Annotated in this window: 21 protein-coding genes; 5 read left to right on the top strand and 16 right to left on the bottom strand. The window is 64.8% G+C overall.

Annotation, left to right across the window (positions count from 1 at the left end; genetic code table 11):
- Positions 1 to 116: 116 nt before the first annotated feature.
- The 5 genes from K0O62_RS05695 to K0O62_RS05675 form a co-directional block, all read right to left on the bottom strand.
- Complete coding sequence (locus K0O62_RS05695; protein WP_073856243.1) at positions 117 to 1,166, bottom strand: LLM class flavin-dependent oxidoreductase; 1,050 nt, start codon at positions 1,164 to 1,166, stop codon at positions 117 to 119.
- A gap of 30 nt (positions 1,167 to 1,196) precedes the next feature.
- Positions 1,197 to 1,766 carry an NYN domain-containing protein gene (locus tag K0O62_RS05690; protein WP_073856242.1) on the bottom strand — a complete coding sequence of 190 codons (570 nt, stop codon included), beginning with the start codon at positions 1,764 to 1,766 and terminating at the stop codon, positions 1,197 to 1,199.
- 27 nt (positions 1,767 to 1,793) lie between these two features.
- The gene (locus K0O62_RS05685; protein ID WP_073856241.1) at positions 1,794 to 2,666 is read right to left on the bottom strand and encodes an alpha/beta hydrolase; all 873 of its coding nucleotides are present in this window, start codon (positions 2,664 to 2,666) and stop codon (positions 1,794 to 1,796) included.
- A gap of 116 nt (positions 2,667 to 2,782) precedes the next feature.
- Entirely contained in the window at positions 2,783 to 3,118 is a 336-nt protein-coding gene (locus K0O62_RS05680; RefSeq protein WP_131817394.1) for a cupin domain-containing protein, read from the bottom strand.
- A gap of 163 nt (positions 3,119 to 3,281) precedes the next feature.
- Positions 3,282 to 4,151, bottom strand: a complete 870-nt coding sequence (locus tag K0O62_RS05675) for an LLM class F420-dependent oxidoreductase (RefSeq protein ID WP_073856239.1) — start codon at positions 4,149 to 4,151, stop codon at positions 3,282 to 3,284.
- 165 nt (positions 4,152 to 4,316) lie between these two features.
- Here K0O62_RS05675 and K0O62_RS05670 point away from each other — a divergent pair, with 165 nt between their 5' ends.
- On the top strand, positions 4,317 to 5,303 hold the full coding sequence (locus K0O62_RS05670; RefSeq protein ID WP_073856238.1) for an acrylyl-CoA reductase family protein: 987 nt from the start codon (positions 4,317 to 4,319) through the stop codon (positions 5,301 to 5,303).
- Positions 5,304 to 5,332: 29 nt separating this feature from the next.
- Here the strand turns inward: K0O62_RS05670 and K0O62_RS05665 are convergent, their stop codons facing one another.
- Together K0O62_RS05665 and K0O62_RS05660 are read right to left on the bottom strand one after the other, a co-directional pair.
- Positions 5,333 to 6,958: a class I adenylate-forming enzyme family protein gene (locus K0O62_RS05665; RefSeq protein WP_234800075.1), complete on the bottom strand. Its 1,626-nt coding sequence runs from the start codon at positions 6,956 to 6,958 to the stop codon at positions 5,333 to 5,335.
- A 74-nt stretch (positions 6,959 to 7,032) separates the two neighbouring features.
- Positions 7,033 to 7,464, bottom strand: a complete 432-nt coding sequence (locus K0O62_RS05660; RefSeq protein ID WP_097933877.1) for a pyridoxamine 5'-phosphate oxidase family protein — start codon at positions 7,462 to 7,464, stop codon at positions 7,033 to 7,035.
- A gap of 210 nt (positions 7,465 to 7,674) precedes the next feature.
- Here K0O62_RS05660 and K0O62_RS05655 point away from each other — a divergent pair, with 210 nt between their 5' ends.
- Positions 7,675 to 7,992 carry a YciI family protein gene (locus K0O62_RS05655; RefSeq protein ID WP_073856236.1) on the top strand — a complete coding sequence of 106 codons (318 nt, stop codon included), beginning with the start codon at positions 7,675 to 7,677 and terminating at the stop codon, positions 7,990 to 7,992.
- An 82-nt stretch (positions 7,993 to 8,074) separates the two neighbouring features.
- On the opposite strand, the gene K0O62_RS05650 is transcribed toward K0O62_RS05655, so the two are convergent.
- The 4 genes from K0O62_RS05650 to K0O62_RS05635 all read right to left on the bottom strand — a co-directional run bounded on the left by K0O62_RS05650 (position 8,075) and on the right by K0O62_RS05635 (position 13,370).
- Positions 8,075 to 8,404 carry a cupin domain-containing protein gene (locus tag K0O62_RS05650; protein WP_205870662.1) on the bottom strand — a complete coding sequence of 110 codons (330 nt, stop codon included), beginning with the start codon at positions 8,402 to 8,404 and terminating at the stop codon, positions 8,075 to 8,077.
- Between the two features lie 140 nt (positions 8,405 to 8,544).
- Complete coding sequence (locus K0O62_RS05645) at positions 8,545 to 9,597, bottom strand: LLM class flavin-dependent oxidoreductase (RefSeq protein ID WP_073856235.1); 1,053 nt, start codon at positions 9,595 to 9,597, stop codon at positions 8,545 to 8,547.
- 226 nt (positions 9,598 to 9,823) lie between these two features.
- A complete protein-coding gene (locus tag K0O62_RS05640; RefSeq protein WP_079244399.1) occupies positions 9,824 to 11,698 on the bottom strand; it encodes a helix-turn-helix domain-containing protein in 1,875 nt (624 codons plus the stop codon).
- Between the two features lie 223 nt (positions 11,699 to 11,921).
- Positions 11,922 to 13,370 (bottom strand): aldehyde dehydrogenase family protein, encoded by a 1,449-nt coding sequence (locus K0O62_RS05635; protein ID WP_234800074.1) that lies wholly within the window; start codon positions 13,368 to 13,370, stop codon positions 11,922 to 11,924.
- A gap of 205 nt (positions 13,371 to 13,575) precedes the next feature.
- On the opposite strand from K0O62_RS05635, the gene K0O62_RS05630 reads away from it, so the two are divergent.
- Positions 13,576 to 14,451, top strand: coding sequence for a crotonase/enoyl-CoA hydratase family protein (locus tag K0O62_RS05630; protein WP_073856233.1), 876 nt, complete (start codon positions 13,576 to 13,578; stop codon positions 14,449 to 14,451).
- A gap of 80 nt (positions 14,452 to 14,531) precedes the next feature.
- Here the strand turns inward: K0O62_RS05630 and K0O62_RS05625 are convergent, their stop codons facing one another.
- The 4 genes from K0O62_RS05625 to mspA form a co-directional block, all read right to left on the bottom strand.
- Positions 14,532 to 16,007 (bottom strand): cytosine permease, encoded by a 1,476-nt coding sequence (locus tag K0O62_RS05625; protein ID WP_073856232.1) that lies wholly within the window; start codon positions 16,005 to 16,007, stop codon positions 14,532 to 14,534.
- Positions 16,004 to 16,219 (bottom strand): hypothetical protein, encoded by a 216-nt coding sequence (locus K0O62_RS05620; RefSeq protein ID WP_073856231.1) that lies wholly within the window; start codon positions 16,217 to 16,219, stop codon positions 16,004 to 16,006. The genes K0O62_RS05625 and K0O62_RS05620 overlap by 4 nt, the downstream gene beginning before the upstream one ends.
- A 308-nt stretch (positions 16,220 to 16,527) precedes the next feature.
- On the bottom strand, positions 16,528 to 17,643 hold the full coding sequence (locus tag K0O62_RS05615) for an LLM class flavin-dependent oxidoreductase (RefSeq protein ID WP_220045494.1): 1,116 nt from the start codon (positions 17,641 to 17,643) through the stop codon (positions 16,528 to 16,530).
- 120 nt (positions 17,644 to 17,763) lie between these two features.
- Positions 17,764 to 18,405: a porin MspA gene (gene mspA, locus K0O62_RS05610; protein ID WP_073859799.1), complete on the bottom strand. Its 642-nt coding sequence runs from the start codon at positions 18,403 to 18,405 to the stop codon at positions 17,764 to 17,766.
- A gap of 475 nt (positions 18,406 to 18,880) precedes the next feature.
- Between mspA and K0O62_RS05605 the strand changes: the two genes are divergently transcribed.
- Positions 18,881 to 20,149 carry an IS30 family transposase gene (locus K0O62_RS05605; protein ID WP_207551014.1) on the top strand — a complete coding sequence of 423 codons (1,269 nt, stop codon included), beginning with the start codon at positions 18,881 to 18,883 and terminating at the stop codon, positions 20,147 to 20,149.
- Between the two features lie 47 nt (positions 20,150 to 20,196).
- Here K0O62_RS05605 and pgi read toward each other — a convergent pair whose 3' ends face one another.
- Positions 20,197 to 21,861, bottom strand: a complete 1,665-nt coding sequence (pgi, locus tag K0O62_RS05600; RefSeq protein WP_220045493.1) for a glucose-6-phosphate isomerase — start codon at positions 21,859 to 21,861, stop codon at positions 20,197 to 20,199.
- 296 nt (positions 21,862 to 22,157) lie between these two features.
- Here pgi and gnd point away from each other — a divergent pair, with 296 nt between their 5' ends.
- Positions 22,158 to 23,042 (top strand): phosphogluconate dehydrogenase (NAD(+)-dependent, decarboxylating), encoded by an 885-nt coding sequence (gene gnd, locus K0O62_RS05595; RefSeq protein WP_073859797.1) that lies wholly within the window; start codon positions 22,158 to 22,160, stop codon positions 23,040 to 23,042.
- Positions 23,043 to 23,060 lie beyond the last annotated feature (18 nt).

The following is a 23,060-nucleotide window of genomic DNA, read 5'->3' as shown; positions in this document are numbered from 1 at the left end:
CGCACGGCACGCGCGGTCATGACTGAAAGTTGTTCAACACGAAGAAGGTCCGCCGGCAGACGACGTCGGCTGCCGGCGGACCTCCATCCGCGTAGACCGGTCAGTTGCGCTGACCGCTACGAGGTTGCGGGGATGACCTCGCGCCCGATGAGCTCGATGGTCTCCATGATGTCTTCGTGCGGGATCCCGTCGATCCGCAACACGATCTCGTCGACGCCCATCTCCGCCAGCTTCCCGGCCCGGCGGATGAAGTAGTCGGGATCACCGAGCATCACTCCGGAAGTGTTGTCCACCAACCAATCCAGATCGCCGATCCGTCCCAGCAGCCCGGCAATGTTCAGGTGCTTGAACGCCGGACTGTCCTGCGCATCCCGATAGACACCGACCGCCATCTCGAAGTAGTCGAGAACCTCCTGCCCGGACTGCTCGCGGGCCCTCTCGGTCGTGGTACCGCAGAACGCGGCACCCACACACAGGCCGACGCGGTTGTTGACCCGTTCCGGGGCGACCTTGGTCTGGGCGATCGCCTTCTTGTAGGTGTCGATGCTGTCCTGCAGGAACCCGAAACCGAAGAAGTTCTCGAAGGCGATGACGCCGTAACCACGTTCACCGGCGATCTCATGGGACCCCAAGCTGCTGGCCGCCATCGACATCCGTGGGTACCGCTGGTCCTTGAGCTGCGGAATGACCTGCACCTTCGGGAAATCCCAGTACTTACCGTGGTGCTCTGCCTCGTCGGGGTTGTCGAAGATCGCCTCGAGCGCATCCGCCGCCTCGGCGTAGATCTCCCGGGTGTCCTCCGGATCGACACCGAAGATGTTGAGGGTGTTCGCGTTGACACCACGCCCGCTGGCGAATTCGGTACGCCCATGGGACAACATGTCCACCGCGGCAAGACGCTCGGCGATCAGGATCGGATGATGCCAGGTCATCGGGACAGCGATCATCGGCCGGATGATGATGCGCTCGGTCCGCATGGCGATGGCCCCGTAGAGCACCTCAGGCGCCGACACCGTGAACTTCGGCGCGAAGAAGTGCTGCTCCGAGCATCCGTAGGCGTGGAAGCCCATCTTGTCGGCGAGTGCTACCTCGTCGAGCACCTCGTGGTAACGCTCTTCGTTGGTACTGGAGGTGCGATCGGCCTCCTGGATGATGCTCCACTTCATGACTCTGAATTCCGTTCTCTACGTGTGTGATCAGGCGCCGGGGCGCAATGCTGCGCGCACCCGGTGCGGGTCTGGGCCGATCCACGGCACCGACAGGATGTCGTGCACCGTGATCTCCTTGAACGCATCGGCGGCGTCGGAGAGTTCGGTCGGGGTGGGGTCGAACTTGTTGGTGAAGAACGCGACCTCGACGCGCTTACCCATTTCACGGGCCGCCTGCACAGCCGGAACCAGCTCGGGTCGCTGGCTCACGACGAGGATGGTGTCCGCATCGGTGCCGGCGGCATCCCGCACAATGTCCGCGGACATCCAGCCCTCGATGCCACGCTCCTGGTAAGTCGAGTAGACGACCTCGGTGCGCCCCTTCTTCACGGTGAAGCCCTGATCGGCCACCATGTCGAGCACGGCCTGGTGATGCCGGGTCCGTGCCGGGTACACGTCCGCGAGGATCGGGCTCAGGTAGAAGTTCAGGTTCGCCAGTTCAGCGGCGCCCGCAACGGTGCGCATCAGGGCCGCGTAGTCGATGTCGACAGAGCAGGCACGCGCATGGATCGCGTCGTAGAAGCGGCCGCCGTCGATGAATACAGAAGTCTTGCTCATGGTGTCCTCCGGTTCGAGAGTTGTCGCTCAGCAGCCGCGAAAGAAATCGTCCAGCTCTTGGGTCATTTCGGACTCGGGGTCGATCAGCGTCTGCAGAACGGTTTGGTGGTCCCCGTAAGGAACTGCAAGCAGTTTCGACTGGTGCCCGGCGTCGAGCAGGGCCTGGTGATATTTCTCCGACTGGGTGTGGAACTCGACCGACTCCTCATCGCCCAGGATCACGAAATTCGGGGGTACAGCATCCGAGATGTGGAACAGCGGGCTCTCCAACAGTGCCGATTCGGTGGACAGCTGGAGCCGATCCTGCAACCAGCTGTACTGGAACGGACGCAGGTCGAACACGCCGCTGATCGGGGCCGCGCCCTTGACGACATCCTGCGGGACGCCGAAGTGCGACCAGTCGGTGATGGCGATCATGCCGGTCTGATGACCGCCTGCGGAATGACCGGTGACGAAGATGCGTTCCTTGTCGCCGTTGATGCTCTCGGCGTTCTCGTACGCCCAGATGACGGCGGCGCGGGTGGCATTGGTGATATCGGGGATACCGACCTTCGGGGTCAGCGCGTAGTCACTGATGATGACGGTGTAGCCGCGTTCGTTCAAGCCCCGCGCCACACAGGTGAAGAACTTGCGGGTGCACATCATCCACCAACCACCGTGGACGAAGATCACGATCGGCGCGTTCGGCTTGGCGGCCTTGAACACGTCGATGCGCTCTTCGTCACGGGTGCCGACGCGGATATCTTCGATTGGCTTGAGCTCCGCCGTTGCCTGGGCGCTCTCGGCCTGCCAGAAATCCGTGTACTGCGGCAGATCCCACATGTGGTAGATCAGATCGAGTTGGACATCGATCTCGGCGGGATCTTGATACGAGGTACCGGGAAGCTTGTTGAAGCGCATTGTTTTCTCCTAAGGGGCGCCGCGTTTCGGGAAAGAGGGCGAGGGCCGATCCGGCTGCCATGGCAGCTGGACGCGAATGCCGCCGGCGGAGGGCGTCCGGCGGCGGCATCGTCACATCAGGCGTGGACCCAGAACTTGCGGACCGTCTCGCGGACGTCCCAGCGGGTCTCCTGTCCGACCTTGAGACGGATCACGGAGCCCGGGCCGACCACGATCGGCTCGGCATCGCCGGCGGAAGTGATGGTGGCGTCACCGGAGATCACGATGAAAACCTCCTCGGTGTCCGGGACACCGACCAGCACACCGGGATGAACCTCCCACACACCGACGGTGGTGCTGTTGACCTTCTCGAGTTCCTGGATGCCCACCTTGACCGGCGGGATGCCGTTGCCGGAGTCGTAGTCGGCGAGATCGAACGTGACGTCATTTGCACTGGCCAGAAGAGTTGTCATGCAGATCAGGCTATTCACGGCGAGGCTGCGGACACTATCGCCGGACGGAGAAATCGGCGGGCGCGAACTTGGGGAAAGCTGCAAGGTGCATCACATCGCCCACGGCAGAAAGACCGCGCATGCCGGGCATGCGCGGTCTTCCGTGATCGGGTCGGCCGGTTGGTCAGGACACACCCAGCTCTTTGGCGACCTTGGTGATGTAGTCGATGTGCGCGTCGATATCGGTGTCGAAGCCGAAGTCCAGCGTGCACACCGCGAAGTGGGTGCCCCCACCCTCACGCCAGCCGTTGCACTCGGCGACCAGGTTGTCGGACAAGTTGCTCAGCGATGTGTACTCGCCACCGAAGTCCGCGGCCGAGCGCCCGTAGGACGTGACCCGTTCACGGATGTCGGCAATGGTCTTCACCGCCTCGTCGACCCCGCCGTAGCCCCAGAAGATGAACCCGTCGGACAGCCGCGCGGCACGGTCCCAGGCGCGTTCGCCGAACCCACCCGACCAGATCGGGATGGATCGCTTGGGCCGGGGATTGATCCCGGCCCGGTCGATGCGGTGGAAACGTCCGGTGAAATCCACCACCGGTTCGGACCACAGCCTGCGCATCAGTTCGATCTGTTCTTCCTGGCGCGCGCCCCGGGTCTTGAAGTTCTCGTTGAGACCCTCGAATTCCACGTAGTTCCAGCCCACCCCGACTCCGAGTCGCAACCGCTCACCGGAGAACAGGTCCACGTCGGCCGCCTGCCGCGCCACCAGTGCGGTCTGGCGCTGAGGCAGCACCAGCACACCGGTGGAGAGCTCGAGGCGCTCGGTGACGCCGGCCAGGTAACCCATCAGGACGAACGGGTCGTGGAAGGTGTTGTTCTCGTCGGTGTCGCCCTCCAGAGGCGGATCCCGGTCTACGTGCGCCGCACCGAGCGGATGGTCGGTGATCAGGAGGTAGTCAAACCCCAAGTCCTCGACCGCTTTTGCGAATCGGGCCGCGTGGGAGGGATCTCCTCCGGCCTGCATCTGCGGGTACAAAACACCGATCTGCACAGCTGTACTCCCCTTCTTCTGGATTGGGTCAGCCTAGGACGGCCACAACCCGCTGCCACCGACGACGGGGAGGAAGTCGCCGCCCAGATTTCATCCAGGTCGATGAGCCGGTTCGGTCTACGCTGTCGCGGCGTAGATCCGCCACCGAAAAGGAACAGAAAAGCCATGGGCACGTTCTCTGCAGTACAACTTCTCAACAGCGAAACGGGGGAAGTCACCGTCACCGAACTGGACGAGTCCGCGTTACCGGCCGGAGATGTGGTGGTCGATGTCGAGTACTCCGACCTGAACTACAAGGACGGGCTCACCATGGCCCCGGGCTCTGCACTACCCAGGATGCTGCCCCTGATCCCCGGCATCGACTTCGCGGGTGTGGTGGCCGAATCTACGCATCCTCGGTGGACGGCCGGAGATCGGGTGGTGCTCAACGGCTTCGGTATCGGTACCGACCGCGATGGCGGTCTGACCCAGCGCACTCGGGTGCCGGGTGACTGGCTGCTTCCGGTACCCCGACGGTTCACCACGAAGGACGCCGCGGCCATCGGCACCGCGGGGTACACCGCAGCGCTCTCTGTTGCGGCGATCCGTCGCCTCGGTATCACGCCCGAGAGCGGCCCGGTACTGGTGACCGGCGCATCCGGTGGGGTGGGCTCGGTGGCGATCAACCTGTTGTCCGCACTGGGCTATGACGCGGTGGCGTCGACCCGCCATGTCGAGGCCGAGCGCGAATCCCTGCGGGCATTGGGTGCCGTCGACGTCGTGGCGCCGACCGTCCCGGAAAGCAACGCCGGACTGGAAAAGGCGCGCTGGGCCGCCGCGATCGACAATGTCGGTAGCGACGTGATGACCGGCCTGCTGGGCCAGCTGCGCTACGGCGGTGTGGTGGCCGTCGTCGGCGTCGCCAAGGGTCGGAAATTCACCACGACGGCCATGCCGTTCATCCTCCGCGGAGCCACCGTGGTCGGCATCGAGTCGGTGTACGCTGCCGCCGCAGACCGCATCGCAGCGTGGCAATTGCTCGACGACGCACTCGATCTCGATCGGCTCGAGTCGGTCACCCGCACGATCGGGCTGGCCGATGCGGCCGCCGCTTCGCAGCAGATCCTGGCCGGTGAGATCAACGGCCGGCTCGTGGTCGACGTCAACCGCTGAGTCACGGAAGGCAACCGCGGGAGGTAGCGTCAGCCGGCTCCCGCGATTGCCTGCACGGCCATCTCGACGAGGACGAACTTCTGCACCTTGCCGGTCGGCGTCTTCGGCAGATCCTCGGCCGCGAGAAACAACACCTGCCGTGGCCGCTTGAACGCGGCCAGCTTGTCCCGGCAGAACTCGATCAGTTCCTCGGCGCTGACCTCGGTATGGGGTTCGCGCACGATCCAGGCGCAGCAGGACTCGCCCCACTTCACGTCCGGGACGCCGACGACGTACGCCTGGCTCACCGCCGGATGCCGGGTCAGTAGATCCTCGACCTCCTTGGGCGCGAAGTTCTCGCCGCCGCTACGGATCATCTCCTTCTTCCGGCCGGTCAGGACGATCGAGCCGTCGGCCAGGATGCGGGCCAGATCACCGGTGAAGACCCACCCGTCCCGAAAGGTCTCGGCCGTCGCCTCGGGCCGCTTCCAGTAGCCGATGGCATTGGTGGGTCCGCGCGAGATGAGTTCGCCCTCAGCCCCTTCCGGCAAACGCTCACCGGTATCCGGGTCCACGGTCGCGACCTCGGCCAGCAGGCCATTCATGTCGGGTGCGGCCGCCACACCGCCCATCCGGACCTGGCCGACGGTGGTGGACACGTGCTCGACGCCCAACTCGGGTCTGGCCGCCGCGGGTGCTCCCCCGGTTTCGGTCATGCCGTACGCCGTGGTCATCTCCTGCACGCCGAGGGCTTCGGCGGCGCGCTCCCAGAGCCAGGCCGGCGCGTTTGCCCCCGCGCACATCAGGGCGACGAGCGAACTGGTGTCGGCGGCCGCCGCCTCATCGGATTCGCACAGTGCCACCGTCATGGTGGGGACCGTGACGATCTCCGTCGGGCGATGTCGCTGGATCGCCGTTACGAAGTCTGCGACGTCGAACCGTAACCGGGGGATGTACGCTCCGCCGACGAACATCGCCGCGTGCAGGGCCTCGTTGTTGGCCATCACATGAAAGAGCGGCAGTGCGGCCTGCACCCGCCAGCCGTCACCGAATGCACGGGTGAGGGCCGCCCCGTAGGCGATTCGCGCCTCGGCGTCGTGGCTCCAGATCACGCCCTTCGGCGAGCCCGTGGTGCCGGATGTGTAGAAGATGACGCTGGGGTCGTCCCCGCCGACCGGAACATCCGGATCCTCCCCTCCCCCGCAGGCGAGTTCGGAGAGTGTCGGCACGCCGTCGCGGGCCGGCACTGTCGTTTCGAACTGGGCGATGAATCCCAGGTTCGACAGATCTGCCGGCCGGCAGGCGCCGTTCCACCCTGGGATCGTGTCGTCGAGTAAGCCGAGATAGTCCCGCGCACCGAAGCCGGTCATGACGACCAACGCCTTGGCTTCCGAATCCGTGAGTATGAACCGTAATTCGTCACGCTGATAGTTGATGTTGATCGGGATGATCACCGCGCCCAGCCGGCTGATCGCGAACTTCAGCGCAACATACTCCGGGTGGTTCGCCATCAGGACCGCGACATGGTCGCCCTTGCCCAGCCCCCGGGCCGCCAGCCCCCTGGCGAGATCACACGACCACCGTTGCATCTCACGGTAGGAGTAGTCGCGTGCATCGGTGACGATGAAGTCACGGCCCGGGAACTCGTCGGCGATGTGATCCAACCACCGGTGCATCGGCCGCGGGGCCCATTCCGGGAATCGGGCTTCCAGCGCCGCTCGCCGAAGTTGTGGGGACGTCTGGCACCGTCTCATCGGTAGATCTCATCCTCCAGGAATACCCCGCTCAGCCAGCGCTCGGGCCGCATGAAGATGCTCACCGATTCCGGTTCGTACTCCTTCTCGGCGTACACCCGTGCGCCTTCTTCACTCAGGTAGCGCGACGCGATTTTGTGTACCCGATCCCGGTCACCCGGTTCGGTCGTGATCACCGGCCCCTGCACCGTGACGAACCGGTACGGCAGGGTGTCCTGTTGAACGGTCAGCGAGAACCGGCCGGCCGCACGGATCAGTTTGTCCTTGACCGAATTCGAGTATGTCCACACCAGTACGTCGCCACCCGGTTCGTAGTCGTACCAGACCGGAACGCTCAACGGAGCACGGTCGGCCCATTCCACCGCGAGGACACCGACGCGCGCCTCGGCGAGGAACGACATTCGTTGTTCGGCAGACATTGTGGGCATGGGTAGCTCCCTATCTTTGATGACCGCAGACAACGTCGATTCCGGGTCAGGATAGCCATCCCGGGAGCTCGACACCGGTCAGAGTCGCATAATCAGATGAACCGGCGAATACCCGTCCATCCATTTCGACATGTAGAGGGAGACAATGTAACCCAGTGTGGCTAGCGTGCGAATGGACGATCCGTCGAGACCCCTGCGAGAGGAACTCTCATGCCGCTGTACGCGGGACTGTACAACTATCACAACAACGAGGAGGCCCGGCAGAAGCGTGCGGCCGTCGCCGACCAGCACGTCGCGTTCGTCGAAGCCCTGATGGCGCAGGATGCCATCGTGCTGGCGACCATCCGTGGTGATGATGATGCGCCCGGCGGGGAGATCGTCGTCAAGGCTGCCTCCAAGGAGGCCGCTCGTGACCTGTTCAAGAGGGATCCGAATACCGCTGCGGAGCTGGGCAATTGGACTCTCACCGATTACGTTCCGGTGGCCGGTTCGCTGATGGAGACGGTCGCCGCGGCCGGCGAATCCTAGACCGGCAGTCACCCGGGACGACAGAGGCCGAGCGGCTGTCCAGATGGAGCGCCGCTCGGCCTTTCGTCTGTTCTAACCCGAGTCAGGGAAAGATGTAGAAGATCCGCAGCGTCTCGGCGATATCCCAGCGGACTTCGACGTCCTTGGCGAGCCGGACGATGTCGCCCTGCGCGGTACTCACCGGGGCGTCCTGGCCCGCCGTGATGGTGGCGCTACCGGACAGCACCACGAAGACCTCATCGGCGTGCGGAGCGCCGACGAAGACGCCCGGCTTACCCTCCCACACGCCCATCGACCCGCCTGCGACCTCATCGAGCGGGTACACACCGGTACTGATCGCCGGGTGTCCTTCGACGGTGGATTCACTGTAGGAGAGTTCAATTGTGTTGACATTGCCGATGATATGGGTCACGACCGCCACGCTAGCGACCAAGCACACCTGACCAGTACCGGCAGACCAATGAAATCGGCGGGTGCGAATCGGCGGAAAGACGGAACACCCGGCGACGGTGCTGCGACCCGCACCGGGTCGCAGCGCCGTCACGCCCAGGGTCAGGAGACCGCCGGGATGACCTCGCGGCCGATCAGTTCGATGCACTCCATGTGCTTCTGGTGCCCGAACGTATCGATACGCAGCAGCACCTCGTCGACACCGCGCGCCTCCAGATCCTTGAGGCGGCGGATGTAATCGTCGGGGGTGCCCACCATCACCGATGAGGTCGACTCGCACAGCCAATCCAGATCGTCGCCCTTGTCGAGCATCGTGTTGATGTGGCTCATGTACTCATAGCCCGGGTTCTGGGAGATCTTGCGGTACATGTCCAGGGTGACCCGGAAGTACTCCAGTGCCTGCTCGCCGGCCACGGCCCGGGCCTCTTCGGTGGTCGGGGCGCAGAACGCGGTGCCCACGTAGACGCCGAGGTAGTTGTTCAGCCGGCCGGGCTCAGCGGTGGTCTCGGGAATGGCCTTCTGATAGGCCTCGAGGCATTCCTGCATGTAGTCGAACCCGAAGTAGTTCTCCCACGTGATCGCCCCGATGCCACGCTTGGCCGCCATCGCATGGGACTCGACGCTGCTCGCGGCGACCGAGATGGCCGGGTAGCGCTTGTTCACGAACGTCGGCACCACCGAGGTCTCCGGGAAATCCCAGTGCTCGCCGTGGTACTCGGCCGCTTCCGGATTGCTGAAGATGGTCTCCAGCGCATCCATGGTCTCGCCCCATATCTCGCGGGTCTTCGACGGATCCACGCCGAAGATGCCGAGGGTCTTGGCGTTGTTCGACCGGGCGGTGCACAGTTCGGCGCGTCCGCGCGAGAGGACGTCGAGCGCGGCCAGCCGCTCGGCGACCAGGATGGGGTTGTTCCAGGACAACGCGACGACGCCCATGGGCCGCAACTTGATCCGCTCGGTGCGCATCGCGATGGCGGCGTACAGCACCTCGGGCGCGGGAATCGAGAACTTGGGTCCCTCGAAGTGCTGTTCGGAGGAACCGAACACCGAGAACCCCATCTTGTCGGCCAGGACCATCTCCTCGATGATCTCGTGGTAACGCTCTTCGACGGTGGAACCGGTGTACTCGCCTTCCTGCAAGATACCGATCTTCATGGTGTGTCCCTTCTCGAAAACGGTGGTGCTGAAGCAGGCCGCAGCAGTGCAGAACTCGCGCCGGTCGCCACGCTCTACGTTCGAGTGGGGTATCGCGAGCCGCCGATTCCGACGATAGTGACGGCGGTCCCAGCGCAACATGACCGGACAGTGAAGCCGGTGGCTGCAAAACTGCCGAAAGCTGCAAAGACTTTCAGTGCAGCCTGTTCAGTTCACGCGGCACCGTTCAGTTCGCGCTACGGCCCTTGTCGGCGAACCGCACGATCCGCAGTGCCAGCTGCATGCACAGCCGGTCCTCCTCCTCGCGCAGGTCGATCGCGGCGATCTCCTCGATCCGCTTGAGCCGGTACCGCACGGTGGACAGGTGCAGGAACAGTTTGTCCGCGGTCCGCTGCACGTTGCCGACGCTCTCGAAGTACGTCTGCAGGGTCTCGACGTATCCGGCGTTGTGGATACGGTCGTAGTCCATCAGCGGTTCCAGGTAGCGCCGCACGAACAGGTCCTGATCGTCGGCGGTCGCAGTCGAGGACGCGGCCAGCACGGCATAGCTACCGACATCGCCGATGTGCCGTTCGGCGTCATCGCCCTCGATGTTCCGGGCGACCTCCAGGGCCCGCTTGGCCTCCCGGTGCGAGCGGTCCAGGCCGTGCACGCCGGGAGCGGGGTTACCGATCCCGATGCCGATCGCGATGCTGCCCGCCGCGGCGCCGAGCAAGGCGCTCAACAGGTCTCGAAGTCCGGACCGCACCACGTCGGCCGGCGTCGCTGCGCCCCGGCGGTTGTCCTCGTCGTGCAGGACGACCACGAAGTCGACACCGCCGACGGAAGCGACCACGGCGTTGACACCGTTCTGGGCGAGCCGCTTGGTCAACAGCTCGGCCACCTCGAACGCGTCGTGCGCGGAGAGTTGGCAACGGAGACCCTCCGGGTGCACCCGTAGGACACGCTGCGGCACAGTCAGATCGATACCCAGCACGGCAGCCGACTGGGTGAGCGCGAGGCCGCTGGCATCGGTTGCGCCGAGTGCCTCGCCGAAGTCCTGCCGCATGCGGATATCGGTCTCGATGGCCGCGCGTTGCCGCAGCAGCGCCAGCGTCACGTGATCGCAGGCCAGCTCCACCAGCTCAGACATCGCCGGGTCGGGATCGGAGCCCGGCGGCACGCCGATGATCAGGGAGCCGAGGCGGTTGGCGCCATCGCGGGCGTGGCCCACGAGCAGTTCCTGCCCGCCGACTTTAAGTCGGGTCACGTTCCCGCCCGCACGCAGCGCGGACCGATGCCCGGAGAGCATGTCGAGCACCTCCGCGGTCTGCTCGGGGTTGAGGTTCGCGGACGCCAGCGGCTGTTCGAAACGGTCGATCAGGAGCACCGGCGAATCCAACAGATCCGCTATGCCACAACAGAGATCGCCCACGGTGGCACCGCTGACCTGAAGGCGCAACAGCCGGTCGTGCGCCCGGGCGCGCAGTGCGCTGTCCGGACCCACGGTGGCCGCCTTACTGGCGGCGGCCGTGGCGGCTTCCACCACCGCGGCGATCGCCGCGGCGATCGACTCGGCAAGTGCGATCTCCTCGCGGGTGAAATCATGGACAGCGCTGTGCGACAGGGTCAGCACGCTGAACCGATCCGTCAATCGGACCGGGACATAGATGGCCGAACGGAAACCCGTCCGGATCGCCTCACGTCGCGTGGTGGGAAACTCGTCGGCCTTGGACACGTCGGGGATCACCAGGATCCGGTCCCGGATCGCCGACGTCAGCGAGGGGTCGCCCTCGTTGACCCATTGGTCGAAGATCTCACCTGCGGACGGGGCGAACCCGGCGTGCGTCCAGTCGAGCAGGGTCCGCTCCGCGGGATCGAAGGTCTCGATCCCGCACATCGCCCACGGCGAGGCCTCGGTGACCGCGACGGCGAGGTCGTCGAGCACCGCTTGCACGTCACGTTCAGCGACCGATGCGCCGATGCCGCCGATGCGTCGCAACAGTTCGGCCCCGACCCGCCGTTCGTAGCCGGCACCGTCGACAACACCATCGCCCGCAGCCCCCGACGGGGTGAAGTACTGCTCTGCGCCACCATCGATCATTCTCAGCGACGTCGTCATCCGATACTCCTGTTACCTGGGCCACAATGTGAACTGGCCCATACCGTAACAAACCGACCGGTACGTTTGTCAATGGTTAGCCGGGGGTTCACCCGTCAATTCTGTGTTACACCGGTCGCCGACGCTACGCGAGCGCCCCGACCTGCTCTTCTACCTTGTCATAGTGCCAAAACGGGGCGCCCCGGCGATAGGCCGTGACGCCCCGTTCTCAGGCATGCAAAGCTCAGCCCAGGATCGCTTTGGTCTCCAGGACCTCTTCGAAGCCGTACAGGCCCCACTCGCGCCCGTTGCCGGACTGCTTGTAGCCACCGAAGGGCGCGTACGGATGGATCCCGGCGCCGTTGATGTACACCTGCCCCGTCCGGATCCGCTTGGCGACCTCCCGCGCACGGGTAGCGTCGCCGGACCAGACCCAACCGCCGAGTCCGTACTCGGAGTCGTTGGCGATCGCCACCGCCTCGTCCACCGTGTCGTAGGCGATGATCGAGAGCACCGGGCCGAAGATCTCCTCACGGGCGATCGTCATGTCCTGGGTGACATTGCTGAACACCGTCGGCCGGACGAAGTAACCGGGGCCCTCGACGGGCTCCGCACCGCCCGCGATCAGCTTGGCACCCTCTTCGACGCCCTGCTCGATGTAGCGCCGCACCCGGTGCAGCCCAGCCTCGGTGGTCACCGGCCCGAGCGGGGTCTTGCCCTCGGTAGCCGCGCCGGCCTCGAACGTCTCGGCGGCCTTCTTGGCCAGCTCCTCGACTTCGGCAAGCCGCGCCCGGGGCACCAGCATCCGGGTGGGGGCATTGCAGGCCTGGCCGCAGTTGAGGTAACTACCGGCGACACCGGCCGGGATCGCGGCTTCAAAATCGGCGTCGTCGAGGATGATGTTGGCGGATTTGCCGCCGAGTTCGAGGGTGACCCGCTTGACGGTCTGCGCACCGAGTTCGGTTACCCGCTTACCGGCACGGGTGGAGCCGGTGAACGACACCAGATCGATGTCGGGGTGGCTCGAGATGGCTTCGCCGACCTCGGGCCCGTGTCCCTGCACGAGGTTGAAAACACCGGCGGGAACGCCGGCGGCCTCGAGCACCTCGGTGAAGATGATCGACGACAGCGGGGTCACTTCCGACGGCTTCAGCACGACGGTGCAACCGGTGGCCAGACCCGGGATCACCTTCAGCGCCACCTGGTGCAACGGGAAGTTCCACGGCGTGATGGCGCCGATGACACCGATCGGCTCGCGCACGATCGAGACACCGTTGGCCTCGTACTCGAACTTGAAGTCCCGCAGGATCTCGACGGCGGTCGTCATGGTCATCAGCGGGAGCGGCACCTGCGCGGCGCGCGAGAACGACTCGGGCGCACCCATTTCCATGCTGATCACCCGGACCAGGTCATCCTCACGGGCCTGGTAGCCCTCGACAACGGCCTCCAGGATCCGCAACCGCTCGGCTACCGGGGTCCTCGACCAGGACTCGAAGGCCGCCTTCGCGGCCGCAACGGCACGGTCGACGTCACCGGCGGTGCCGGCCGGCACCTGGGCGATGATCTCCTCGGTCGCGGGGTTGACCACATCGATGAGTTCGCTTGACTCACCCGACACCCATTCGCCATTGATGAACTGCTGGCGCTCATGGGCGATGGTGGGGGTGGCCGGAGACGCAACTGTCTCTGTCACATTGACCTCCTTGTCAAACAGCATGTAGGCGAGAAACGTCTCCCCGGCGTGTCGGGGCCAGCGTCGAGACGAAGCGTATCGACGCCGGTAGGAGCTACACCTGCCCCAAAGACCGAAGTCTGGATCACCAACTTCCCCTGAATCTGCCAGCGATTCGACCGCGTTCCCGGTGGTTGACTTCCACGGAATCGCCATGGAGGTATAGATGAATCTGAGCACCCTGCAACATGACGTCGCCGACGGCGTCCTTACCGTCACACTGAACCGTCCCGACAGCTTGAACGCGTTCACCGTCGAGATGGCCGACGAACTCGAGTGGACATTCCGGCATGTCAATGACCGGGACGACGTCCGCGCGGTGATCGTGACCGGCGCCGGCCGGGCGTTCTGCGCCGGGATGGACCTCGCCGACACTGGCAATGCGTTCGGACTCGACGAGAGCCTGCGTCCGACGCTGGCGGACATGGACGATCTGGACGATCCGAGGCTGCGCCGGGTACGGGACACCGGCGGCCGGGTCACCCTGGCCATCCATGACTGCCGCAAGCCCGTCATCGCCGCGATCAACGGTCCCGCGGTCGGCATCGGCGCCACCATGACGCTGGCCATGGATGCCCGGCTGATCTCCGAACGGGGCCGGATCGGTTTCGTCTTCGGGAAGCTGGGCATCACTCCGGAAGCGGCCTCGACCTGGTTCCTGCCCAGGATTGTCGGACTGGACACCGCACTCGATCTGTTGTTCTCCGCCGAGATCCTCGACGCACAGGGCGCGCTGGACAAGGGCCTGGTCCGTTCGGCCCATGCCGGTGATGAACTGCTCTCGGCGGCAACCGAACTGGCCGATCGGTGGACCAAGGGCAAGTCCCCGGTCGCGGTGGCCCTGGCCCGCCAGCTGCTCTACCGCAACGTCACCCTGGAGCATCCGGTCGATGCGCACCGGGTGGATTCGCTGGCGATGTTCTACACCAGCATCGCCGACGGGGCGGAGGGTGTGGCGGCATTCCGGGAAAAGCGGGATCCGCGTTTCACCGCCACCGCGTCCTCGGACATGCCGCCGTTCTACGCGGACTGGACCCGGTGAACCCGGCTCCGGCCTGATCACCTGAACGCGATGAAGGGGGCCCGCGGCGCAATGCCGCAGGCCCCCTTTCTCGTTGGCTGTTACAGGCTGATCTCGTGCGTCTCGACCTCGGCATGCTTGGGCGCCTTGGCTCCCGGGTATCCGCCGAGTCCCTGCGGGATCACATAGAACACCGACAGCGCCCAGTACACGACCGCAGAGACCACCATGGTCGGGATCGTCGCCGTCAGGTACTCGAAGGCACCGACGCCGGCTTCACCGGTCAGCGGGTTGTACATCCACAGGTACGTCGCGATGCCCGCGGCCACCGCAGCCATGGCCGCGAGGTTCACGCCGCCCCAGTACCAGTACTTCGTGCCCTGCTTGGCGGTGAAGACGTGCCTGATGTCGATCTGGCTGCGCCGCAGGATGAAGAAGTCCACCGTGAGCACCGCGACCAGGGGCGCCACCGGAAGCGCAAGGCCGGCAACGATGATGGCGTAGGAGGCCAGCACCTCGTGTGCGAAGAACGTCGCGACCACCGCGGGCGCCGCGATCACACACATGATCACCCAGGACGGGATCTTCATCATGCCCTGCGACTGACGCGCCGCGACCGTGGCGACATAGATCATCACGATCAGCGCCGTGATGTTGGCAACCACGATGAAGATCATCGCCAGTGCGCCACCCACCGGGCCCATCAGGTCGTACATCCACAGCGTGGGATCGGCGGTGCCGACGGCCAGCGCAGCGAAGATGCCGACGGCGTTGATCGGCAGAATCAGGTACGACCAGGCGATGGTGCTGCCGTGGATCGCCAGTCGGGGTGAGCTGACCAGACGGAACATCGCGCCGGTGGTGATCCAGTAGCCGAAGCCGGTCGCCAGACCGAACTCGACCGCGCGGATGTAGGCGCCGGGGATGGTCAGTTCCGGATCGGGTCGCAGTGCCCACAAGTCGACGAAGCCGTACCGGCTGATCAATGCCCAGGCGAGCGCGATGAGCAGAATCATGAACAACGGGAAGATGATCCAGTTGGCCACCCGTTCCAGGATGGACGGCCCGATCTTGGCAATCACCACGCAGAAGATCAGCGCGACGGTGGCGCACACAGCGCCGACGAACGCGCCGGACGACATGCCCAGGGTGACTTCGGCGAACTGGCCGAAAGCTGCCGCCATCAGCGACACCAGGATCAGAGTGGTCACCGTCATGCCGGCGAACACCAGGAACCGCACGAACTGGGAGCCGCGCGGACCCAGCACCGTCCGGGAGGCATCGGTGAGGTCGACACCGAAGCGACTGGAGATCACTCCGGTGAACAGCGCGCCCAGGACCAGCGAGATCGTCTGCCCCAGGATGAAGGCCGCGAAACCCTGCAGTGGGGGCAGGATGGAGCCCAGGTAGCCGCCGGCCAGCAGCGACCAGGTGGCGGCACCGTAGAGGAAGGCCTGCAAGACCCAGGTGTACCACTTGTTGTAGATCCGGTCGCCGGACAGCACGGGGATGCGGCCCATCAGGGCATGTTCGTGGAAATCCGCTCCCGTGGCCGTGGAGGCTCCGTCTTTACTCATGCGGTGCCCACCACCAATGCCAGCAGAGCCGGGAGCAGGACGTAGGCGGTGGCGATGATGACCCAGTCACGTGTGGTGAGCGGGCTGAAGGCCACGTTCCCGTTCTGGTATTCCGTGCTCTCGATGGTCAGCACAGCCTCGCGGAGCGCCTGGTCGAGATCCGCGTCGGACGTCTTTTCGACGTCCGGCGGGGCGGTGGGCGTAGTCGCCATAGGTGGGTGTTCCTTCCATCCCGTTGCGGGCGGTCGTCCGCAACCGTCTCAGCTGCCGCATGCAGCATCGCGCGGAGCCCAAGCCACGACGGCCGCACAGCAGCCATCCTTGCCTCCGGAATAATTCTCCGCGTCAACGTCTCCCCCGGCCATCCCAGAAAAGGGGAAACGCACGGCCGCCCGTTGGACGAATCGTGTAACGCAGGTAACACGCCGGTAACCGGAGGAAGGTGCGCCACAAAATACAAAAATGCCGGTGGGCTCGAATCGAGCCCCACCGGCATTTCCGATAGGCGATCTACGGTCGGTCAGACCGCTGCGGCGGTATTCACTCCGTACTGGATTCCCAGGTCGCCGCCCACATCCTTGGCCTTCAGCGCCGGCACCACGTGCTCGGCGATGAGGTCGAAGTTCTTGTTCGCCACCTCGGTGGACATCCCGCCGTAGGACGGGACGATCGCGATACCACCGGCATCGATGCGATCCACATACGACATCAGCTTCTCGGCGACCTGGTCCGGTGTACCCCACACCTGCAGATCGGCCAGGAATCGAGCGAAACCGTCCACACCGTGCTTTTCGATGTTGCGGGCCAGGTTGCCGTAGTACTCGTAGCCTTCGATCTTCTCGAACCCGACATTGTCGAACTCGTAATGCTCCACCGTCGACAGCGCGTAGTTCTGGAGGTAGCGCTCGCGCATCTCGGTGGCCTCGGCCTCGGTCTCGCCGACACCGACGTACACGTTGATCAACGGCTTGGGCGGTTCCTCACCACGCAACTCGTTGTACCGCGCCCGATAGGTGTCCAGATCCGCCTGCACCGTCGGCCACGGCTTCTGCGCAATCACCATCAAACCCACACCCAACCGGGCCATGATGTCCATCGACTCCGGCGACACCGCCGAGGCGAACGTCCGACCACGCACCGACGCATACGGCTCCGGCCGGATCTCACACCGCGGCTGCTTGTACAGATCGCCGTCGTACTCCATCACCCCGGTCTCCAAGGCATGCAGAATCGCCTCCGAGTACTCCACGAACCGACGCCGCGACTCACCCATCTGCAACCGGAACGCATCGAACTCCACCCGGCCCAACCCACGCCCCAAACCGAGCATCGCCCGACCCTGACTCAGGTTGTCCAGCACCACAAAGCTTTCCGCCGTACGGATAGGATCCTGCCACGGCAACACACTGACCGATGTTCCCAGCCGCAACGTCTCCGTCTGCCCGGCAATCCAGGCCAACAACTGCGGCACATTCGGGGTCAACATGTAATCGGTGAAGTGATGCTCCGGCATCCACAGCGAGTCGAAACCCACCTTCTCCGCCAACTGGGCAAACCGCATCTCGCGGGCCATCGCCTCACGGTCCGAACTTGCCCGACCCAAATTCTGAATATTCAGATTCAGACCAACATGCATCTCGACTAACCCCTCACTGAAGTTTCACAACCCCGACATCTTCCGACCGGTCGGTATGTAGGTGATATTACGATGTTCCGGCGCGCAGGTAAAGTCCCTCCGCCAAACTCGCCGACCGAACTAGTTCATGTTCCAGGGTTCGCCGAACGTGCTGACCTCTTCCCCATCCGCGGTGATCAGTTTCGCGAAGGGACGCAACACAACTCCACCGGTGACGCCCGTGACGGTGCCGTGCGCGTTGGACACCGTGATCTTGCCTTCGGGCCCTTCGACCGGGCTGGAGAAGGTCGCCACCTCCTGGAGCCCCGGGCCGTTGCCCAGATCGACGGAGATGCTGCCGCCGGGGAAGAAGGGCGGGGTATAGATGTCGTCGAACTTGTCGAGGTGGTTTTCCTTCTCGCCCCACCACCAGATGCCGACGTTGGGTGTCGAGTAGCTGAAGTTCATCGAGACGCCCATGGTCCAGGGGAAGCTCACCTGGTAACCCAGCTGCAGGGTACCGGTGAAAGTGTCTGCACCGGGGCCGGTTACGGAGTACTTGGCCTTACCTGTGTGGAACCACTCCCTGGTCAGCCGGTTGCGGTCCAGCGGCGGGACGCCGTTGAGGAACGTGTCCCACTGCTGAATGGTCAGCGTCCGCCCATGGCTGTCGATGAGGCTCTTCTCATTGTCCAACCCGGCGGCAGCAGGACTGCTGGTGGTCAGACCGCCGACAAGCGCGGCAGCCAACGTCGCAGCGAACAAGGCCCAGCGAGATGTCATTGAATTCCTTAGGTGTCAGCGCAATTCGTATGGTCAGACAGAGTGGGTGACAAGCAGACAGGCCGGGGCCGGCACGGAACACCCGTGCCCGATCAGCGAATCGTTGCGGAAGCGTTCACCGACCTGACAGCGATGACGAATCACCATGTCGGGCCGGAAAATTGCGCCGCCTCCGAAACATCGTGATCTTCGGTACCACCGACGCGCAGATGACATTCTGCTCACAGCCGACGCAAGCGGCATCCCACAATCGGAGGAACCACCCCCGGGCGCATGGCACGAATGTGTAGGCCCGGCCGGCGTCATCGCGGCACCCAAACCCGGCTCATGGCAGCGCCACTCGTCGAAATCGACTAGTCGGTCAGCGCCCGTTGCTACTTCTCGCGGATAACCCGCTGGCGAAACACGCGTACCCGCTGCTCAAGGTGGCTTGGCTTCAAGGGGTGGATGCAACAGCACTACTTGAGGAGTGCTGTTGTCTCGGAGATCGCTCAGGTCTGTTCGTGAAGCGTTTTGGGGTCATATCGGTGCCGGCCTGACCGAACGTCAGGCCGCTGTGGCTGCCGGCGTGTCGGTAACGACTGGGGTCACGTGGTTCGCTGACGCTGGCGGGGTGAAACCCCAGTTCACTGCCCCTAGGAAGAACGGTCGGCGACGGCGCCTGGATCTGGCTGATCGGATCCGGATCCAGATCGGCGTGCACAACTATGAATCGCTGAACTCGATAGGGCGCAGCTTGGGCCGGCCGGCCTCGACGATCAAATACGAACTCGACGTCAATGGTGCCATCGCCGCCCACAATGGCGGCAAGTCCGGCTACCGGCGCAAGGAACGCTTCGGGGCCCGCCAGAGCGGTCGCACCACGAGGTTGAAGTACGACGCGTTGCTGGCCCAGGTCCGCTCCGAGCACCGGGCTCGACGCCCCAAGGCGGGCAAGCTGGCCACCAATGCGCGGCTGCGCGATGCCGTGCAGTACCGGTTGGGCCACGAACAGCACAGCCCAGCCCAGATCGCCCACCGGTTACGGTGGGAGTTCCCCGACGATCCGGAGATGTGGGTGTCGCACGAGACGATCTACCAGGCAATCTACGTGCAGGGCAAGGGGAATCTGCGCCGCGACTTGCACACGTGTTTGCGCACGGGTCGAGCACTGCGCAAACCGCAGCACCGCCCCGACCAGCGACGCCCGCGTATCCGGGACATGGTCAGCATCAGTGACCGGCCTGCCGAGGTCGAGGATCGTGCCATCCCCGGCCATTGGGAAGGCGACCTGATCACTGGAACGGAAAACAAGTCCGCGATCGGCACCCTGGTCGAACGCAGCACCCGGTTCGTGATCCTGCTGCACCTACCCGATAACCACGGCGCCCTGGCAGTCCAAGAGGCCATCGTGGCCAAAATCGCCCAGCTGCCCGCGATCATGGCCCGCACGCTGACCTGGGACCAGGGCATCGAAATGGCCAACCACGCCAAGATCGCTGCAGCCACCGATCTCGACATCTACTTCTGCGATCCGCACTCACCCTGGCAACGAGGCACCAACGAGAACACCAACGGCCTCCTGCGCCAATACTTCCCCAAAGGCACTGACCTATCGGTCTTTCCCGCCGACTACCTCGACTACGTCGCCGCCAAACTCAACAACCGACCCCGCCAGACCCTGGGCTGGAGAACACCCGCCGAAGCCCTCGACGCATTACTGTCAGACCCGCCTAAACCACCCGCTGTTGCAACCACGACTTGAAACCGCCTGGCTTGGGAGCAGCGGGTACGCGTGTTTCGCCGTTGTGGTCAGGCGGTGCGTCCGCGCTGGGTGCGGTAGCGGCGCACCAGCGCGTCGGTGGAGGTGTCGCTCTGATCGGGCGGCGCGGCATCGTCGGTGAGCACCGGCAACAGGGCCTTGGCCTGGGTCTTGCCCAGTTCGACTCCCCACTGGTCGAACGAGTCGATACCCCAGATGACGCCCTCGGTGAAGACCTGATGCTCGTAGAGCGCGATGAGCTGGCCGATGACCGACGGGGTCAGCTTGGTGGCCAGGATCGAGGTGGTCGGCCGGTTGCCCGGCATCACCTTGTGCGCGACGACGTCGGCGTCGGTACCTTCGGCCGCGATTTCGGCGGCGGTCTTGCCGAATGCCAGGACCTGGGTCTGGGCGAAGAAGTTGCTCATCAACAGGTCGTGCATGCTGCCCGTGCCGTCGGCGGTCGGCAGATCGTCGGTGGGCTCGCAGAACCCGATGAAGTCTGCCGGGATCAGCCGGGTGCCCTGGTGCAGCAACTGGTAGAAGGCGTGCTGGCCGTTGGTTCCCGGTTCGCCCCAATAGATCTCACCGGTATCGGCGGTGACCGGGGTGCCGTCGGCGCGCACCGACTTGCCGTTGGACTCCATCGTCAGCTGCTGCAGGTAGGCGGCGAACCGGGACAGATCGTTGGAGTAGGGCAGCACCGCACGCGACTGCGCGCCGAAGAAATTGTTGTACCAAAGCCCGATCAGCCCGAGCATCACCGGCGCGTTCTCGGTCAGCGGCGCGGTGCGGAAGTGCTCGTCGACCAGATGGAACCCGGCCAGGAACTCGGCGAAGCGTTCCCGGCCGATCACCGCCATCACGCTGAGCCCGATGGCGCTGTCCACCGAATAGCGCCCGCCGACCCAGTCCCAGAAACCGAACATGTTGGCGGTGTCGATGCCGAACTCGTCGACCAGCTTCTTGTTGGTGGAGACCGCCACGAAGTGCTTGGCGACGGCGTCCTCGCCGAGCGCGTCGATGAGCCAGCGCCGCGCCGCGGTGGCGTTGGTCAACGTCTCCAGTGTGGAGAACGTCTTGGAGGCGATGACGAAAAGCGTTGTGGCCGGGTCGAGACCGTCGAGCTTGGCGACCAGGTCGGCGGGGTCGACATTGGAGACGAACCGCGCCGAGATACCGGCATCGGCGTAGTGGCGCAGCGCCTCGTAGACCATCACCGGGCCCAGATCCGAGCCGCCGATCCCGATGTTGACCACGCAGGTGATGCGCTCACCGGTGGCCCCGGTCCACTGTCCGGAACGCAACCGGTCACAGAACGCGCCCATCGCGTCGAGCACCTCGTGCACATCGGCGACGACGTCCTGACCGTCCACCTCCAACACCGCATCCCGGGGCAGCCGCAGCGCGGTGTGCAGCACCGCCCGGTCCTCGGAGGTGTTGATGTGCGCACCGGCGAACATCGCGGCACGCCGGCCCTCCAGGTCGGCCGCGACAGCCAGATCGGCCAGCAGATCCAGGGTTTCGCGTGTCACCCGGTGCTTGCTGTAGTCGATGTACAGATCACCCACGGTCAGCGTGAACTCGGTGCCGCGGCGCGGGTCCTGCGCGAACAGCTCCCGCAGAGTTTGCCCGGCCACGGCGTCATGATGGCGCGACAACGCTTCCCACGCGGGTGTAGTGCAAATATCTCCGGTTCCGATTCGACCAGCCATGACCATCCCGTTCTCTAGGTGCGCTCAGACCGCGCATCTCGGCGCAACAGCGACCGGGTGTCCGATCAACCACCCGCGCCTGCAACGGCAGCGTACAGCAGGCAAGAATGACGCGAAGGTCGCTGTCCCACGGTACTTCTCGACGGCCGACCTGCTGGGATACGATCACTGCCGGGCTGACGCCACTATACGAGTGCGCCCCGTCAATGGATCTGGACTCGGTTACCCAGCAACATCTTCGGCTTCACCTGCTCTTCCGGCTGGGCTGGTCCACGACCGCAACGAAAGGTTTCACCATGCAATTGGGTCTTGTTGGACTGGGCAAGATGGGCTTCAACATGCGCGAACGACTGCGCCGGGGCGGCCATGAGGTCATCGGCTACGACACCCGTGCCGAGATCAGCGATGTATCAACGCTTACCGCGCTGGCAGAGTCACTGTCCGCGCCACGCATCGTCTGGGTGATGGTCCCGTCCGGTGCCATCACCACCGAGACCATCCGATCGCTGGCCGATGTGCTCAGCGCAGGAGATCTGGTGATCGACGGCGGCAACTCGCGCTACACCGATGACCTTCCGCACGCAGAACTGCTGGGGAAGAAGGGAATTGGCTACGTCGACGCGGGAGTCTCCGGCGGTGTATGGGGCCTCACCGAAGGCTACGGCCTGATGGTCGGCGGCAGCGACGAGGATGTCGCTCGAGCCATGCCGATCTTCGACACCCTGCGCCCTGAGGGTGCACTCGAAGACGGATTCGTGCACGCCGGACCGGTCGGTGCCGGCCACTTCACCAAGATGGTGCACAACGGCATCGAGTACGCCCTGATGACCGCCTACTCCGAGGGCTACGAGATGCTGGCCGCCGAAGACCTCGTGCGGGACCCGCAAGCGGTGATCCAGGCCTGGTCGAACGGTACCGTGGTGCGGTCCTGGTTGCAGCAGTTGCTGGCCAAGGCCCTCAAGGAGGATCCCGGACTCGGCGGCATCAGCGGCTACACCGAGGACTCCGGCGAGGGCCGCTGGACGGTGGAAGAGGCCATCCGGCTACGGGTTCCGGTCCCCACCATCGCCGGGTCACTGTTCGACCGCTTCCGCTCCCGCCAGGACGACTCGCCGACCATGAAAGCCGTTGCCGCTCTGCGCAATCAGTTCGGCGGCCACTCCGTCAAGAGCAGCCAATAGCAGTCCGGCCCATTCTGC

The sequence above is a fragment of the Mycolicibacterium diernhoferi genome, from assembly GCF_019456655.1.
Lineage (GTDB): Bacteria > Actinomycetota > Actinomycetes > Mycobacteriales > Mycobacteriaceae > Mycobacterium > Mycobacterium diernhoferi.
The sequence above is the reverse complement of the archived record's forward strand: the minus strand, read 5'-3'. Positions and strand labels throughout refer to the sequence as shown.